This is a genomic window from Rhizobium sp. X9 (assembly GCF_018873185.1).
GTDB classification, from domain to species: Bacteria; Pseudomonadota; Alphaproteobacteria; order Rhizobiales; family Rhizobiaceae; genus Agrobacterium; species Agrobacterium oryzihabitans.
This window is the reverse complement of record NZ_CP071312.1, coordinates 388,177-405,236: the sequence shown is the minus strand read 5'-3', so window position 1 is coordinate 405,236 and position 17,060 is coordinate 388,177. Positions and strand designations below refer to the sequence as shown.

Here is a 17,060-nt window from a genome sequence, read left to right as displayed (position 1 = left end):
CTTTTACGCACTTTTACGGCAATGCGTCAGGCGGCCACGGAATCCGGCTCGCTTGCCCCTTCCGGCTTTTGTGGTTCCGCATGCTTTCCAGCCGTTTTCTTGCGCGAAAACAGCCCGGTGAGGAAGTGACCAAACCGGTCCATTTCCACGAAGATGACCGGGGTGATGAACAGCGTCAGCAGTTGCGAGACAATGAGCCCGCCGACCACCGCGACACCGAGCGGCTGGCGCAGCTCGGAGCTTGCGCCTGAGCCGAGCGCGATGGGCAGGGCGCCGAGCAAAGCACAGAACGTCGTCATCATGATCGGCCGGAAACGGCGCACGCAGGCTTCGTGAATGGCGCGGGCGGGCGGCTCCGCCTGTTCGCGGATCAATTCCACCGCCACGTCGATCATCATGATCGCATTTTTCTTGACGATGCCGATCAGCATCAGCAGGCCGATCAGCGCGATGATCGAGAAATCCATGCCCATGACCTTCAGCGCCACCAGTGCGCCGAAGGCCGCCGCCGGCAGACCGGACAGGATGGTCAGCGGGTGGATGAAGCTTTCGTAGAGCACGCCGAGAACCACATAGATGGTCAGCACCGCCGCCAGAATGAGGATGCCGGTATTGCCCTGGCTCTGCTGGAAGATGGCCGCCGTGCCGCCATAACTGGTGAACACGTCCTGCGGCAGGCCTATCGTGCTTTTGATCTCGTTGATCCGGTTCGTGGCATCGGAAAGCGCCACGCCATCCGGCAGGTTGAAGGAGATCGTGGTGGAGACGAGCTGACCCGTCTGGTTGATGGTAACAGGCGCCTGTGTGCGGGTGAGGGCAGCGAAGTTGGAAAGCGGAACAAGCACACCAGATTTGGCGGAGAGGATATTGATATCGCTTAGGAAGTTGTCGTCCCATTGCTTCGAGCTGTCGAACTCCACGATCACGTCATAACTGTCGCCGGTCGATTGGATCTGCGCCGCCGTATAACCGCCAAATGACATTTCCAGCGTCTTGCGCAATTGATCGTTGGTGATGCCGAAGGCTGCGGCCTTTTCCGGATCGACCGAGATCGTTGCGGCGATCGCACCATTCTGGGCGTCAGAGGTGACGGCGGTGAATGTCCGGTCGCGACGCATTGCCTCCATCAGCTTGTTCGACCATTCATTGGTGGTATCGGCGTTCAGGCCCTGAACGACGAGCTGATACTGGCTGGCGGAACTGCGCCCACCGAAACGCAGGCTCTGCTGCGGATTGATATAGGTGCGGATACCGGCCACCTTTGATGTGGCCTGCCCCAGTTCGCTCAGCACCTGGCTGAGCGGCGCGCGCTCTTCCTTGGGCTTCAGTTCAACGAACATCGATCCGTTGTTCAGCGGATTGCGGGAATTGCCTCCAACGATGGAGGTGACATGCACGACGGCCGGGTTCTTGCGGATCTGATCGGCAACCTGCGCCTGGAGATCGCGCATCGCGGTGTAGGAAATATCCTCGCGCGCCTGCGTTGACACGGAAAGGCGGCCAATATCTTCCTGCGGGAAAAAGCTGGAAGGCAGCGTCTCGAACAGATAGAGCGAGGCGGCAATCGAGGCCAGAAACGCGCCCAGAACCACGCGGCGGTGCGTGAGGCACCAGCCGACCGCCTTGCCATAGTGGTGAAGCGTGCGCTCGAAACCGGCGTCGAACCAGCGGATGATGGCTGGAGGTCTGGAAGACTGGCCGGAAAGGCGCGATGCGAGCATCGGCGTCACCGTTAGCGACACAAGTGCAGACGCCATGATCGCGAGCGTGACGACCATGCCGAATTCGTTGAAGAGCCTGCCGATCACCCCGCCCATCAACAGAATGGGAATGAAAACAGCCACCAGCGAGACGGACATGGACAGGATGGTATTGCTGACTTCCGCCGCGCCCTGAAGCGCCGCCTCCCGCATCGTCAGGCCCTTTTCGTGCAGGCGCAGGATATTCTCAAGCATGACGATCGCATCGTCCACCACAAGCCCGACCGACAATGTCAGCCCGAGCAGCGAGATGTTGTCGATACTGTAGCCGAGGACATACATGGCGCCGAAGGCGGTGATCAGTGACAGCGGCACGGCAAGGCCCGGAATGATGGTCGCCGTCAGATGCCCGGTGAAAAGATAGATGACCGCAACCACCAGCCCGATGGTGAGGAACAGCGTGAACTGCACGTCGGAGATCGCATCCTTGATCGCGGTGGACGCGTCGTTCATGACGTTGATATTGACCGAGGGCGGCAATTGCTGGCGAAGCGCCGGCAGTTTTGCCCTGATTGCGTCCACCACAGCCACGGTGTTGGCGTCCGGCTGGCGCTGCACGGCGAGCACGATGGCCTGTTCGCCATCGAACCAGCTGCCGGCATCGGTGTTATCGATACTGTCCGTCACATTGGCGATATCGCCGAGATGAATGGGCGCGCCGTTATTCGTGGACACGACCAGCGTCCGGAAGGCCGCCGCATCGGTGCGCTGGGTATCGGCCTCGATCGTCAGGCGCTGATTGTCGTTCTGCAAGGCACCGACAGGCACCTGGTTATTCGCCTGTGCGATGGCGTTTGTGACGGTATCGACGCCAAGCCCCCTTGCCTGAAGCTGCGCCGGATCGAGGCCGATGCGCACCGCATAGGTCTGTGCGCCGTAGATGCTCACCTGTGCGACGCCGGAGATGGTCGACAGAAGCGGCGAGATGATATTCTCGGCGATTTCATCCACCTTGCTGGTCGGCATTTCCTTGCTGTTGACCGCAAGCAACAGAACCGGCGCATCGGCGGGGTTGGTCTTGCGGTAGCTCGGCGTCGTCGTCATGTTGCTTGGCAATTGCCGCTGCGCACGGGAAATCGCGGCCTGCACATCGGCGGCCGCCGCGTCGATATCGCGGTTGAGATCGAATTGCAGAACGATCGAGCTGTTGCCGAGCGTGTTGGTGGCGCTGATTTCGCTGACGCCCGGAATGGTTTCGAACTGCTTGACCAGCGGCGTGGTGACGGAGGTTGCCATTGTCTGCGGCGATGCGCCCGACAGCGACGACGAGACGCTGATCGTCGGAAAATCGACTTTCGGCAGGGCGGCGACCGGCAGCAGGCTGAAACCGGCAAGCCCGGCCAGCACGAGGCCTATGGCAAGAAGGGTGGTGGCGACGGGCCGGTTGATGCAGAAATTCGCGATCATGGGGTGCCAACCTTTTCCGGCGTAACATTGGCGGCCAGATTGCCGGCCGCGCCGCCCTTGTCGGAGAACTGCTCAACGACCTGCTGACCGTCGGTGAGTTCAGACTGGCCTTCGATGATCACGTGCTCGCCGCCGGTGAGGCCGCTTGCAATGGCGGTGAAATCACCGTTCGAGCGGGCGACTTCCACGGTCGTCATGTGAACACGATGATTGTCATCGACGGTATAAACAAAACTACCCTTCGGCCCTGGCCGAACGGCGACCGTCGGTACAACGATCATCTCCTCGTTCGAGACGAAGTGGGTCGTGACATTGACGGATTGACCCGGCCACAAAAGACCGCGCTCGTTCTCGAATTCCGCCTTCGCCAGGACGGTGCCGGAGGTCTGGTCGACAATGTTGTCGTAAAAACGCAGGACGCCGGATATGGCCTCGCCGCCGGTTGCAGCGGGATCGACGTCGACGGTCGTGTCCTTCTCTACGCCCTCACGCAATTGCGGCAGGTAGCGCTGGGACAGGCGGAAACTGACGAAGATGGGATCGTATTTCGTGATCGTCACGATATTCACGCCAGCGCTGAGATAAGCGCCCGGGCTGACGCTGATATCCCCCAGCCGCCCGTCAAAGGGCGCACGGATTTCCATGTTTTCGAGCGTAACCTGATCGGATGCAAGCGCGGCGCGGTCGGCGTCGGTCTTGGCGCTGGCGGAATCCCGTGCTGCCTTGGCCTGATCCAGCACCTGCTGGGCCTCGGCATTTTGCTTGACCAGATTGGCGGCGCGCTGGAAAGCCGCCTCGGCCTGATCCAGCGTTGCCTGATCCGCCGCAATGTTTGCCTTGTCCTTGTCGACGGCGGCGCGGGCAATACGGTCGTCCATTTTGAGGATCAAATCGCCAGCCTTGATATGCTGGCCGTCTTTTGCGGATATTTCCGTGACGAGACCGGCCTGAAGCGGGGCTATATTGGTAATGTCGGCCGCAACCGCCCAGCCAGTTGCGGCTGCATCCATCGGCAATGTCGCTTTGCCGGCAGCGACGGTGCTGACCGTGGGTGGGCCGCCATTGCGCCTTCCGCCACCCTGCCTCTGACCTTGCTGCGGCGCAGACTGGCCGTTTTGTGAGGGCTGCGTCGTCGCTCCGGCGGGCGCTTTGGCCGTCGTCGTTTCCGCCTGTGGTGAAACGCTGGCGAATTGTTTGAGATAGGGGATTTGGTCGAGCGGCAGGCGATCCTTGAAATACCACGCGCCGACGGCTGCGATGGCAAGGACGCTGAGGGCGGTCCAGAAACGTTTCATCTGACGGTTCCGCTTATGAGAGCGATACATGTTTACCGAACATGTGCGGCAAGCCTTGGGAGCAGCTTTTCCCCACAAGACACCCAATGCGCTGCGAAAGCACCTTAAACTTTTGTAATGGCGACGACAACGTCAGCTGGCATATCGCCTTGCGATGCAAGGCATATGGCGGCTTTCCGCATATGTTCGCCGCTGGGTTCAATGCAAGTCGGCTGAGGGTCTACGCCCCGGCTTCGATATGGAAGAGCGCGTTGATTTCCGCAAATCGCGATGGAAAGTAGGAAGAAAACCAGTCGCGCTTGGTGAGTAACTTGAACCACAGACTGGTTCTCCAACCATGCTCGGCCTGTCGGCATCTGAAGCACACCGGGCTCGCTTGCCCCTTTGGTTCCGACCAAACGAAAAAGCCGCCTCGTTTCAGAGGCGGCCTTGATGCGAGCGGTAAGATGTCGAGCGTCAGAAAGCCCGGATGGCGTTGCGTGTCGAGAGTACGTCCTCGGCGACATTGCCCGTCGTTGCGGGAACGGAGCCAACGAGATCCAGGAACTTATAAAGTTCGGTGGCCTGCGAATTCGTGACGTAGATGATGTCGCGATCCTGCATCGGGAACTTCGTGCTGGCGAAGAAGGTCGAGGGATCGCGAAGGTTGGCACGGAATATGACCGGAATTTCCTGGCCCGGGAATTTGGAGGTATCGATGCCGAGCTTCACGAGAAGATCGCGTCTGACGATACGATAAATATAGACCTGAGCGGGGTCCGCGCGGGAATCGAGCAATCCACCGGCCTTGCCAAGTGCATCCGACAGTTTGAGATCGGCGTCCTCGAACTCGAAACGTCCGTTGAGGCCGGAAGCGCCGAAGGCCAGATAGGTGCGGCGCTCACGCTCCACCATGATCGTGTCGCCCGGAACCACATAGATGTTCTCGGTGGGCGTGCTGACGAGATGATTGTAGTTGACGCGCGCAGTCTTTCCGCGACGGATCAGCGTAACGTAGGACTCGATATTCGGGGCGCTGAGGCCCTTTGCATAGGAGATGACGTCGAGAACGCGATCACCCGCTTCCGAAAGCTGGACCTTCGTGGGCTCCTTCACGTCGCCAAGCACGGAGGCCTGGGCGGAACGGCTGGAAATCTTGGTGATGAGAACTTGTGGTTCGATGGCGCGGTTGGCCAGCCGTTCTTCGATTTCGCTCTGAACGTCCTCGACATTGCGACCCGTCGCGCGGATCTTGCCGGCGTAGGGAACGCTGATATTGCCCTCCCGGTCCACCGTCTGGTTTGGCAGGCTGATATAATTGCCGGGACGGCTGCCTGCGTCGGCGGGGATGAAGAGGCCACCCGCCTGGCTTTCGAAGATCGCAACCTGCACCACGTCGCCGACACCCATCGGCAGCGCCGGAACGCCACCCTTGCCGCCGCCGAAGCTGCCGAGCAGGGTACTGGTGGTGGTATCGCCGACATAGTTCAGGACGGAGCTGTTCACATCGATGAGCGCGTAGTCGACGCCTGCGGTCTTCTTCTTGTCCTTGGTGCCGAACTTTACGGAAGCGTTGGATTCGATTGTCGCCGCATCAGGCCCTGATGCCGCAGTGACCGTGCAGCCTGCCAGTGCTGCAGAGGCAAGCAGAATCGAAACATTCAATAAACGCATTTGGTCCTCAAAATGAATTTTGTCCGAAAAGGAAATGACCCGGACGTCGGTATAATTTATAAAATAAGCACTTCATAAAGGATGCCGATAAAGGAAACCCTAATCGGCATTACATTCGTTCAGCAGAATCGCGTTCCGCAATATTGACGCTTTTATCAGGCATATGCCCAATTTCAGGCGCTGCTTCAAGTTCATTCAAAGTTCAAATGCGCCACCAAAGCCGGCACAACGCTCAATATCTCGCGTACCCGAATGGTGTGAGTTTTAGCCAGCCAGACGCCATAATCTCTTTGATTGCTGCAATGCGCTAGTGCAGTTTTGTCACGCTTGCGGGGTTTCTTTGGCGATTGATTCAAAGTATTGGTTAATCAATTGTTCTAAAACAGTCTTTTTAATCAGTCTCTGATTGCGTCACCCGATGGAGGGGCTGGGACGTATGGGGTTTTACCGTCCGGCGATGGGCGGAGGCGGGCAGCGCTAACCACTCATGTATCCCCAGACGGATTGCCACCATCTGAACGGAGGCCGGGAAGACAACGCCGATGAACGTCGTGATTGCCAGCAGGCTCACCATGTCGGTTAAATGAAACAGCTTCACCGCGACGGCCCGGGCGAAACCGATGGCCAGGATGTGCATGACATAGATGCCGACAGATAATTGGCCGAGTGTCTTGAGGATCGATGAAATCGCGTTTTCGCGGCTTGCGAGGATTTGCGATAGCACGACAACCAGCCCTATGCCGAGGATTGCTGACACGAAAGGAAGCCGTTCGGGAATTTGGGCTTGCCATGAAAAATAAGTGGAAATCGCAAAGGCAACGAAAAGCGCCAAGAATGAAGGTATCCCAAATCGCCTGTCCTGGAAGCCATATTGTTTGGCGACGCTGCCGAGTGTGAAATAGAGAAGCCCATAGGCGATATCCCAAAGGACCGAGTGGCTGGTGAAATAGAGAAGTGTGAAGAGAACGAGCGCGAATGCCAGACGGGTGAGCGCCTGCACATTTTTCAATTCATATGACGCCAACTGGCAGAAAACCAGCGCATAAAGAAACCAGAAAGGACTGATGGGGCTCCACAGGATTTCGAGAACTCTGGCAAAATCGATCGTCGTATTGGTGAGGCCCAGATGCCCCATAACCACCATCAGGCTACCATGCAGGAACGACCAGAACAGATAGGGGTACGCTATATTCTTACCGAGTTTGGCGATAAAACCAATCGAGCCTGTATTCTTCCCCGACGAGAAAAACAGTCCTGACACGAAGAAAAAAAACGGCATGTGAAAAGTGTAGATCGCATAGTCGGCAAAGCCCAGAAGGCTGAAATGCGGTGGTGCGCCTGAACTGCTCAAGCCCCTTTCCGCATGGCCGAATACAACGAGGATTATGCAGAGGCCTTTGGCGATGTCATAACTACTGTTGCGCGACTGTTTTTGTTCCATGCAAACACTCGATATGTATTTCGCTGACGTGGTCCTCGGTTGAATTTAGCCTGCTGTCAGGCCCGTGCTGCCAGCGCAAAATTCACGGTATCGGCAAATTCCCGCAGAAAACGTTCGCGGGAGAAGCGGGCGGCGTTGTCGATGCAGGCGTTCTTGTCGAAACGGTCGGAATTGTCGACGAATTCCTGGACGGCGGCGCAGATGGCCTCGGGGGTCTGTTCGCCGAAATAAAGGCCGGTCGGCTGGTTTGAGGCGCCAAGCGGAATGACGGTTTCGAGCACGCCGCCTTTGCCATAGGCGATGACCGGTGTGCCGAGCGCCTGGGATTCGACCGGCACGATGCCGAAATCGTCTTCTGCGGCGAAGACGAAGGCCTTGGCCTCCGCCATATATTTGTGAAGCTCTTCATTGCCGACAAAGCCGAGGATTTCGACGTTGGGGGTCGCGATGTCCCGGATGCGTTTCATGTCCGGGCCGTCGCCGATGACGACCAGCCGACGTTCCGGCATCTTCGCAAAGGCTTCAACGATCAGATGCACCTTCTTGTATGGCACCAAACGCGAGGCGGTGACGAAATAATCGCCTTTCCAGTCGGAAGGGGAGAGATGGGAGGTGTCCACCGGCGGATAGATCACGGTAGAATCGCGCCCGTAACATTTGCGCACGCGGCTGCGAATGAATTTGGAATTGACCGTCATCAGGTCGACGCCGTGCGAGGTGCGAATGTCCCACATGCGGATGTAGTGCAGGATCGCGCGCGCGATCCATGAAGCGAACCCGCGATTGAGCCTGGTTTCCTTGAGGTACTGGTGCTGGAGATCCCACGCATACCGGATGGGGCTGTGAATGTAAGAGACATGAAACTGGCCAGGGCCGGTGATGACGCCCTTGGCGACGGCATAACTTGAGGAAATCACCAGATCGTAGCCGCTCAGATCGAATTGCTCGATGGCGATCGGCATCAGCGGCAGATAGGAGCGGTATTTTTTCCGGGCGAAAGGCATCTTCTGGATGAAGGAGGTGTTGACCGGGCGGCCGCCGAGGAACCCCCGGTCGCGCTCGCTCATAAAATCGACGAGGCAAAAGAGATCCGCGTGAGGATAAATTTCAAGAAGGTTGTGAAGCACTTTTTCGGCGCCACCTCTGTCGGTGAGCCAGTCATGCACGATTGCCGTCTTCATGATTTCCTCAATAATTTCAACGTAATAAAAATTTATAATCCGCCCTGGAATAAAGCTCGGCGGTGTAGAATATCAGGTCGGTCTGCAGCCCTTAAAAACACGGCTGGTGGAGGCAAATGACGTAACGATTAATAGGGAAGTGAGGGTATGTCTGGCGTAATCTGGTCTTGGTATAATCCTCAATAGCACTTTGTTCGCAAATGCGAAATATCCAACCTGCTTAATTCGCTCCCTCGATTTCCCCGGCCGAAGGCCAGCCGCGCGCCCATTCCTGCAGCGATATTGATACCTGTCGATGGCTGGACGCTACGCCATTTCGGGCTGAAGCCCCGATTTTTCTGGCTTTGCGCATTGTTTTCGTCTCCGCCGAATCTGCCTTCCCATTTTGTCCAGCCAATGAATTCCGTCATCCCGCGGCAAGGTCATTGACAAGGCGTCTTATCGAGATATTCTGTTATAAAGATGCATATAACATAATAATGGAATACGTAAGGTTGGAACTAAGAGCTGGGAGCTTAACAATGAGACGTAAACTTGCATTTCTCGCCACCGCCGCTTTGTTGCTTGCGCCGGGTGTGATGATGGCTCAGGAAAAGGGCGGCGTCATCAACGTCGCCACGATCGGCGAGCCGCCGACGCTCGATCCGATGGCCTCGACGGCCGATCTCGTCGGCATCGTCACGCAGCATATTTTCGAAACGCTCTACACCTTTGACAAGGGCTGGAAGGTGACCCCGCTTCTAGCGGAAAGCCTGCCTGAAATCAGTGCTGATGGTAAAACCTACACGATCAAGCTGCGTCAGGGCGTCAAGTTCCATGACGGCAGCGACATGACCTCCGAAGATGTCGTCGCCTCGCTTGGCCGCTGGATGAAGATCGCCTCGCGCGGCAAGCAGGCCGCAGGGTTCATCGAGAATATCTCCGCACCGGATGCAGGGACGGTGGCGGTCACCCTCAAGCAGCCCTATGCGCCGCTGACCTCGCTGCTCGCCTTCAACAATTCCGCCGCCATCATCCTGCCCGCTGAAAAGCAGGCGGAGCCGATGGCGGAATTCATCGGCACCGGTCCCTACATGCTGAAGGAGCGCAAGGCCGACCAGTATATCCAGCTCGTCCGTTTCGACGGCTACAAGTCCCGCGATGGCGAAAGCGACGGTTACGGTGGCGCACGCCATCAATATCTCGATGAAATCCGCTTCGTTCCGGTGCCTGATCCGAATACCCGTGTCGAGGCCGCCGTGTCAGGCCAGTATGACTATGTCGATTCCATTCCGGTCGAATCTTTCGACAAGGTGAAGTCCTCGTCGGCGTCGCAGCCGCTGATGCTGAAACCTTTCGGTTTCCCGGTCTTCGTGTTCAACACCAAGGAGGGGCTGTCTTCCAAGCTTGAGGTGCGCAAGGCGATAACCGAGGCGCTGAACATGGAAGACATGCTGGCAGCCGCTTTCGGTAGCAAGGATTTTTACGCGCTTGACGGCGCCTATTATCCCGACAATTTCTCCTGGCACACGGAAGAGGGCGTCGAGGGCAATTACAATGTCGGCAATCCGGAAGCCGCAGCTGAAAAGCTGAAAGCGGCCGGTTATAATGGTGAGCCGCTGCGCATCCTCACCAGCCGCCAATATGAGTTCCACTACAAGATGGCGCAGGTCGCTGCGGAATATCTGAAGCTTGCCGGCTTCAAGGTGGATATGCAGGTGGTGGACTGGGCGACGCTGACGCAGCGCCGCGCCGACCCGAAGCTCTGGGACATCTATATCAGCCACAGCCCCTTCCTGCCGGAACCGGCGCTGATGGGCGCGCTGTCCACCAGCTCGCCGGGCTGGTGGGACACGCCGGCGCGCAAGGCGGCGGTTGACGCCTTCACCTCCGAAGCCGATCCGGACAAGCGTATCGCGCTCTGGGCCAATGTGCAGAAGACGATCTATGCCGAGCTGCCGCTCATCAAGATCGGTGATTTCAACGCCGTGGCGGCCAAGTCCACTAAGCTGGAAGGCGTCGATCCAGCTCCCTGGCCGTATTTCTGGAACGCCTCGGTTACGAAGTAAGGCCGGTTTGGCAATCGAGTGCCGGGTACTGCATCCGGCACTTCCGTCGCCACGGACCTCCTGTCCTTGCCGCGTCTCCATCCTCGTCCCTGTGCTTGTCACAGGGATCCAGCCGACGCGCGTCTGCGCGGCGAGAGGAGTCCTTCCAGCCCAAGGACTTGGGCTGGCTAGATTCCTGTGACGAGCACAGGAATGAGGGTGGAGTATAAAGCGGACGTGGGAAGAGACGTTCGATTTTACGACCGTGAGTGCCGGAATTGCCGGCGCTCATCGACAACTCTATTCAACCGTCGCCTGATAGCGGCCCATCACGCGCTTTGGAGCATACATACGTGATACGGTATATTTTCCAGAGACTTGCCGGAATGATCGTGGTGATGTTCCTCGTCGTCACCATCGTTTTCGTCATCCTGCGCGTCACGCCCGGAGATCCGGCTGCGGTGATGCTGGGGCCGGATGCCTCGGCGCAGGACATAACGGAGCTGCGCACCCGGCTCGGTCTCGATCAGTCGCTTGGCGTGCAATATGTCTATTATATCGGGCAATTGCTGAAGGGCGATCTCGGCCAGTCGATCTTTCTCAACATGCCGGTTGGCGCAGCACTTTTGGATCGGGCGGAACCGACCTTCTTCCTGACGATCTTTTCGCTGCTGATCGCCAGTGCCATCGCGCTTCCCATCGGCATTTATGCCGCTTACCGGCGCGGTTCCTTCGTGGATCAGGCCGCCACCACCATTGCGATGCTGGCGGCGAGCATTCCAAGCTTCTGGCTCGGCCTCATCCTCATGCAGTTCTTCGCCGTCCGGCTCGATATGTTCCCGGTCTCAGGATATGGAGGTCCAGGCGCAAGCTTCCTCGAGCGCATGTATCACCTGACCTTGCCGGCAATCGCGCTCGGCCTCGTTTCCTCGGCCCTCATTCTGCGTTTCACCCGCGCCTCGATGCTGGATGTTCTCGGCGACGATTATGTCCGCACCGCCAGAGCCAAGGGTGTCAAGGAGCGGCGGGTGGTGATGAAACATGCGCTGAAGAATGCGCTCATTCCCATCCTGACCGTGCTTGGTCTCACCGCCGCCGTGCTGATTTCCGGCGCGGTCGTCACGGAAACCGTCTTCGGCCTGCCCGGCATCGGCAATCTCGTCGTGTCGGCCGTGTTGAGACGCGATTATCCGGTCATTCAGGGCGCGCTTCTCGTCATCGCCGGGCTTTACGTGCTCATCAATTTTGCCATCGACATGCTGTATCTGCTGGTCGATCCGAGGGTTCGTTACTGATGGCCGATATCACCTCCACCGCCCAGCCGGCGCGCAACCCGACCGTCCTGTTCATTCGGCGTCTCTTGAAGCGCAAGACGGTCGCCGCCGGTCTGATCGTGCTGCTTGTTTTCGTGCTGCTCGCCGTTTTCGCGCCGATGATCGCGCCTTATTCACCGTCGAAACTGTCGATCGTCAATCGCCTGAAACCGCCGAGCGAACTCTACTGGTTCGGCACTGACGAATTCGGCCGTGACGTCTTTTCCCGCACCATCTTTGCCGGAAGGCTATCGCTTCTCGTTGGGGCCGCCGTGGTGGCGCTCTCGGCGTTGATCGGCATCACGCTCGGCCTGCTTGCCGGTTTCTTCCAGAAGCTGGATACGCCGATCGCGCGGTTGATCGATGCCATGATGGCGTTTCCGGATATTCTGCTGGCTATCGCGCTGGTGGCCGCGCTCGGCCCGTCGCTGACGACTGTCATCATCGCACTTGCCGTCGTCTACTCACCGCGTCTTGCCCGCATCGTGCGCGCTTCGACGCTGGTGATCCGGGAACTGCCCTATGTGGAAGCGGCCAAGGCGCTCGGCATCTCCACCTTCCACATCATGACGCGGCATGTGCTGCGCAATCTGATCTCGCCAATCCTCGTGCAATGCACCTTCCTTTTCGCCAGCGCCATGCTGGCCGAGGCTGGGCTTTCATTCCTGGGGCTTGGTGTCAGCCCCGAAATTCCGACCTGGGGAACCATGATCTCCGCCGGCCGCCAATATATCGGCCAGGCGGACTGGATGACCTATTTCCCCGGCTTTGCCATCATTCTTTCCGTGCTCTCGCTGCAAATGGTCGGCGATGGGCTGCGGGACATGCTCGACCCAAGACTGCGAAGGGATTTGTAATATGACGTCCGGTGAACAGGCGAAAGCGCCTCTTCAAGCTCCCATTCTTCTCTCCAATGTGAAACCCGTCGGCTTCGGAAAGGGCGCGCCACAGGCCTCGACCGATATTCTGATCGGCGGCGACGGCAAGATCGCCGCGGTCGGGCCTGCCCTTCAGGCGCCGGCGGATGCGCAGCGCATCGATGCCAAGGGTGCCTTTATCTCGCCCGGCTGGGTGGATCTGCACGTGCATATCTGGCACGGCGGCACTGATATTTCCATCCGCCCCTCCGAATGCGGGGCCGAGCGCGGCGTCACGACCCTGGTGGATGCCGGTTCGGCGGGAGAAGCGAATTTCCACGGTTTCCGCGAATATATCATCGAGCCCTCGAGGGAGCGCATCAAGGCCTTCCTCAATCTCGGCTCCATCGGGCTCGTCGCCTGCAACCGCGTGCCGGAACTGCGCGACATCAAGGATATCGATCTCGATCGTATCATCGAATGTTACGCCGAAAACAGCGAACATATTGTCGGCCTCAAGGTGCGGGCGAGCCATGTCATCACCGGCTCCTGGGGTGTGACGCCGGTCAAGCTCGGCAAGAAGATCGCCAAGATCCTGAAAGTGCCGATGATGGTGCATGTGGGCGAACCGCCTGCGCTCTACGACGAGGTGCTGGAAATTCTCGGCCCCGGCGATGTCGTGACCCACTGCTTCAACGGCAAGTCCGGCTCCAGCATCATGGAAGACGAGGACCTGTTCAATCTCGCGGAACGCTGCGCCGGTGAAGGCATCCGGCTGGATATCGGTCACGGCGGCGCATCCTTCTCCTTCAAGGTGGCGGAATCGGCGATTGCGCGCGGCCTTTTGCCCTTCTCAATCTCCACGGATTTGCACGGCCATTCTATGAATTTCCCGGTGTGGGATCTGGCGACGACCATGTCGAAGCTGCTTTCGGTGGATATGCCTTTCGAAAATGTCGTCGAGGCCGTCACCCGCAATCCCGCCTCCATCATCCGCCTCGACATGGAAAACCGCCTCGATGTCGGTCAGCGCGCCGATTTCACGGTTTTCGATCTTGTCGATGCCGATCTGGAAGCGACCGATTCCAATGGCGACGTTTCGCGTCTGAAGCGGCTGTTCGAGCCGCGTTACGCGGTTATCGGTGCAGAGGCCATTGCTGCGAGCCGTTATGTGCCAAGAGCGCGCAAGCTCGTGCGCCACAGCCATGGTTATTCCTGGCGCTGAACCAGATTGGAGGCGCGGAGGGGCAGTCTCTCCGCCTTCCGCAGAGATTATTGGATACCCGTCCCGGCATTATGAGGAATTCGCGTGAAACAGTCTTCGCTTGAGGCAGAGGGGCGTCATTCGCCCTACGACCGGCTTGCCGCGCTCGGCATCTCGCTGCCGCCACCGCCGCCGCCGATCGCCAATTTCGTCACGCATGTGGTGGAAGGCAATATGCTTTATCTTTCGGGACAAGGCCCGAGGGAGGAGAACGGACACCTCTACGCCGGCAAGGTAGGTGCCGAGATCGGGCTGGATGAGGCGTACGAGCATGCGCGCCTCACCGGCATCAATCTTCTTGCCGTCATGCATGAGGCGCTGGGGGACCTGTCGCGGGTGAAGAAGGTGGTCAAGCTGCTCGGCATGGTCAATGCCGTCAGCGATTTCCGCGATCATCCGAGCGTCATCAATGGCTGCTCCGATCTCTTCATCGATGTGTTCGGCGATGCGGGACAGCACGCCCGCTCCGCCGTTGGTTTCGGCTCGCTGCCGGGCAACATCACCGTTGAGATTGAAGCGATCATCGCGCTGAGGGATTGAGGCCGTTCAATGGTTGCGCCAGCCCATCAGCTTCTCGATCCTTTCGGCCGAAACCCTGACCTGTTCGGTGTAGTGGTTCTCGTCCGCCAGCACCTTCTGTTCCGGCAGCACGATGGAAATCGTCGCCACGCATTCGCCCCTGTTGTCGCAGATCGGCGAGGCGATGCAGGCTACGGCGTAGTCGGACTCGGCGACCTGTATCGACAGCCGGTCGTGGAAGGCAGCGCCCGCCGATTGCGACAGGGTCTCCGGGTTGATTTCCGCGCGACCCGTGGGCGAGGTGCGGGCGCAGCGTTTGAACAGTTCCACGCGTTCCGCCTCCGGCAGATGCCCAACGAGCAGCCGGCCCGACGCCGTCCAGTTCAAGGGAACGCGGGTGCCGACGCGCGAGGCAACCTGAAAATGGCTGGGACCATCGGCCATGGCCAGCACCAGCATATGGTCGCCATCGCGGCCGCAAAGCTGGACGGTCTCGCCCGCATGGCGGCAGAGATCATGCATTTCGTGGGTCGCGACACCCATGAAATCCAGCGAGCGGGCATAGGCAAGGCCGTAGTGATAAAGCCGCGCGCCGAGCCAGATGTTGCCATCGGCATTGCGCGCCAGCATGTTCTTTTCGACAAGATCGTCAACGATCACATAGACGGTGGAAAGCGGCGCCTTGATTGCCTTGGCAATGGCGTAAGCGCCGGCTGGCGATCCGGTTTCGTAAAGGTAATCAATCACCTGAAGCGCGCGGTCGATACCGCTGACGCGCGAGCGCTTGGCCCCTTTCGCGTCCGGGTTTTCCTCGGTCGGGGACAGGGCGGGTGAAGACAATTCGTCCAGTCTATGGGCGTCCAATTTCCGGCTCCTCATGAGTTTTGAGAAGCTATTACATTATTATGGCATATATGTCGATGCCCATCGCATCGCAAAGACAGGAGAAAGACATGACCGAGGATATCAGAAGCAGGATCGGCCTTCGCCCGGTCATCAACGTCTCGGGCACCATGACGTCGCTTGGCGCTTCCATTGTCGTTCCTGAGGCAGTTGAGGCCATGGCGGCGATCCTGCCGCAATTCGTCGAGATTAACGATCTGCAGCGCACGGCAAGCGCGATCATCGCAAGGCTGACGGGCGGCGAGGCCGGTTTCGTGACAGCATCCTGCTCTTCCGGCATCAGCCTTGCGGTTGCGGGGGCCATTACCGGTAACAATCTCCTGGCCATCGAAAAGCTGCCTGATACCGCGCCGGAAAAGAACGAGGTACTGGTGCAGATGGGGCATGTGGTGAGCTACGGCGCGCCGGTGGATCAGGCAATCCGGCTCGCCGGTGGCAAGGTGGTCCTGGTCGGGCAGGCGACGTCCACTCATCGTTTTCACATGGAAAACGCCATCACCGACAAGACGGCGGCGGCGGTTTATGTCATCTCGCACCATGTGGTCGATTACGGCCTGCTGCATCTTTCCGAATTTGTCGAGATTGCACACGCCAAGGGCGTGCCGGTTATCGTTGATGCGGCTTCCGAATATGATCTGGAGCTGTTTCTGGCCACGGGTGCGGATGTCGTGCTCTATTCCGGCCACAAGTTCCTCGGCGGCCCCACCTCCGGCATCGTGGCCGGCAAAAAGGAACTGGTGCGCAACGCCTTCCTGCAGAATATGGGCATCGGCCGCGGCATGAAGGTCGGCAAGGAAAGCATCTATGGCGTCATGGCGGCACTGGAAGCCTGGGAAAAGCGCGACCATGCCGGCATCCGTGAGCGTGAGACCGGCTATCTCAATCTCTGGAAGGATACGCTGGATGGTCGTCCGGGCGTGACGGCGCTGATCGAGCCGGATCCGACCAATAACCCGCTCGACAGGCTGCGCGTTATCATCAATGCCGAGGAAGCGCATATCACCGCCTGGGACCTGACGACGGCACTAGCGAGAGGCAACCCGCCGATCATTACCCGCGACCACGAGGTGGAGCATCGCTATTTCTATCTTGACCCATGCAACCTTCATCCCGGACAGGAAACCATCGTGGCGTCGCGTCTGGCGGAGGAACTGGACAAGGCGCGCGCCTCCAACGAGGTGATTGCAACTCCGTTCGACGACCGCAGCCGCCACCGTTTCGATGGCATGCTGCGCTGGCCGGATTAATAACGACTGCATATGGAACGAGCGGGTGCCGCGTATTTCTTCTCCCCGCCGGGGAGAAGGTCGCGGCAGCGGGATGAGGGGGCGACGTCAGCGACATTCGGAGAGCTTGCCCCCTCATCCGACCCTTCGGGCCACCTTCTCCCAGGCGGGGAGAAGAAATTTGAAGCAGTTCAAACGAGAAGAAAAGAAGGGA

General features: G+C 58.8%; 12 protein-coding genes. 6 read left to right on the top strand and 6 right to left on the bottom strand.

Going from position 1 to position 17,060, the window contains the following annotated elements; translation table 11 throughout:
• Positions 1–26 precede the first annotated feature (26 nt).
• From JZY08_RS16865 to JZY08_RS16845, 5 genes are all read right to left on the bottom strand, one after another.
• Complete coding sequence (locus JZY08_RS16865) at positions 27–3,167, bottom strand: efflux RND transporter permease subunit (protein WP_216332679.1); 3,141 nt, start codon at positions 3,165–3,167, stop codon at positions 27–29.
• Entirely contained in the window at positions 3,164–4,462 is a 1,299-nt protein-coding gene (locus JZY08_RS16860) for an efflux RND transporter periplasmic adaptor subunit (protein WP_082185775.1), read from the bottom strand. The genes JZY08_RS16865 and JZY08_RS16860 overlap by 4 nt, the downstream gene beginning before the upstream one ends.
• A gap of 456 nt (positions 4,463–4,918) precedes the next feature.
• Complete coding sequence (locus tag JZY08_RS16855; protein ID WP_003500767.1) at positions 4,919–6,115, bottom strand: polysaccharide biosynthesis/export family protein; 1,197 nt, start codon at positions 6,113–6,115, stop codon at positions 4,919–4,921.
• A 391-nt stretch (positions 6,116–6,506) separates the two neighbouring features.
• On the bottom strand, positions 6,507–7,556 hold the full coding sequence (locus JZY08_RS16850; protein WP_216332678.1) for an acyltransferase family protein: 1,050 nt from the start codon (positions 7,554–7,556) through the stop codon (positions 6,507–6,509).
• 56 nt (positions 7,557–7,612) lie between these two features.
• Positions 7,613–8,737, bottom strand: a complete 1,125-nt coding sequence (locus tag JZY08_RS16845) for a glycosyltransferase family 4 protein (RefSeq protein ID WP_216332676.1) — start codon at positions 8,735–8,737, stop codon at positions 7,613–7,615.
• Between the two features lie 521 nt (positions 8,738–9,258).
• Here JZY08_RS16845 and JZY08_RS16840 point away from each other — a divergent pair.
• The 5 genes from JZY08_RS16840 to JZY08_RS16820 all read left to right on the top strand — a co-directional run bounded on the left by JZY08_RS16840 (position 9,259) and on the right by JZY08_RS16820 (position 14,738).
• Positions 9,259–10,785: an ABC transporter substrate-binding protein gene (locus tag JZY08_RS16840; protein ID WP_216332675.1), complete on the top strand. Its 1,527-nt coding sequence runs from the start codon at positions 9,259–9,261 to the stop codon at positions 10,783–10,785.
• 332 nt (positions 10,786–11,117) lie between these two features.
• Positions 11,118–12,059 carry an ABC transporter permease gene (locus JZY08_RS16835; protein WP_035243569.1) on the top strand — a complete coding sequence of 314 codons (942 nt, stop codon included), beginning with the start codon at positions 11,118–11,120 and terminating at the stop codon, positions 12,057–12,059.
• The gene (locus JZY08_RS16830) at positions 12,059–12,934 is read left to right on the top strand and encodes an ABC transporter permease (protein WP_003500772.1); all 876 of its coding nucleotides are present in this window, start codon (positions 12,059–12,061) and stop codon (positions 12,932–12,934) included. The genes JZY08_RS16835 and JZY08_RS16830 overlap by 1 nt, the downstream gene beginning before the upstream one ends.
• A gap of 1 nt (position 12,935) precedes the next feature.
• Positions 12,936–14,159 (top strand): amidohydrolase/deacetylase family metallohydrolase, encoded by a 1,224-nt coding sequence (locus JZY08_RS16825; RefSeq protein WP_216332674.1) that lies wholly within the window; start codon positions 12,936–12,938, stop codon positions 14,157–14,159.
• An 84-nt stretch (positions 14,160–14,243) separates the two neighbouring features.
• Positions 14,244–14,738 (top strand): RidA family protein, encoded by a 495-nt coding sequence (locus JZY08_RS16820; RefSeq protein ID WP_216332673.1) that lies wholly within the window; start codon positions 14,244–14,246, stop codon positions 14,736–14,738.
• A gap of 6 nt (positions 14,739–14,744) precedes the next feature.
• Here the strand turns inward: JZY08_RS16820 and JZY08_RS16815 are convergent, their stop codons facing one another.
• Positions 14,745–15,581: an IclR family transcriptional regulator gene (locus JZY08_RS16815; protein WP_164056764.1), complete on the bottom strand. Its 837-nt coding sequence runs from the start codon at positions 15,579–15,581 to the stop codon at positions 14,745–14,747.
• 89 nt (positions 15,582–15,670) lie between these two features.
• On the opposite strand from JZY08_RS16815, the gene JZY08_RS16810 reads away from it, so the two are divergent.
• Positions 15,671–16,867 (top strand): aminotransferase class V-fold PLP-dependent enzyme, encoded by a 1,197-nt coding sequence (locus JZY08_RS16810; RefSeq protein ID WP_216332672.1) that lies wholly within the window; start codon positions 15,671–15,673, stop codon positions 16,865–16,867.
• Positions 16,868–17,060: the final 193 nt, after the last annotated feature.

Coding starts and splice junctions, on each gene's coding strand:
- JZY08_RS16865 (WP_216332679.1), bottom strand. CDS start 3,167: ATGATCGCGAATTTCTGCATCAACCGGCCCGTCGCCACCACCCTTCTT.
- JZY08_RS16860 (WP_082185775.1), bottom strand. CDS start 4,462: ATGAAACGTTTCTGGACCGCCCTCAGCGTCCTTGCCATCGCAGCCGTC.
- JZY08_RS16855 (WP_003500767.1), bottom strand. CDS start 6,115: ATGCGTTTATTGAATGTTTCGATTCTGCTTGCCTCTGCAGCACTGGCA.
- JZY08_RS16850 (WP_216332678.1), bottom strand. CDS start 7,556: ATGGAACAAAAACAGTCGCGCAACAGTAGTTATGACATCGCCAAAGGC.
- JZY08_RS16845 (WP_216332676.1), bottom strand. CDS start 8,737: ATGAAGACGGCAATCGTGCATGACTGGCTCACCGACAGAGGTGGCGCC.
- JZY08_RS16840 (WP_216332675.1), top strand. CDS start 9,259: ATGAGACGTAAACTTGCATTTCTCGCCACCGCCGCTTTGTTGCTTGCG.
- JZY08_RS16830 (WP_003500772.1), top strand. CDS start 12,059: ATGGCCGATATCACCTCCACCGCCCAGCCGGCGCGCAACCCGACCGTC.
- JZY08_RS16825 (WP_216332674.1), top strand. CDS start 12,936: ATGACGTCCGGTGAACAGGCGAAAGCGCCTCTTCAAGCTCCCATTCTT.
- JZY08_RS16810 (WP_216332672.1), top strand. CDS start 15,671: ATGACCGAGGATATCAGAAGCAGGATCGGCCTTCGCCCGGTCATCAAC.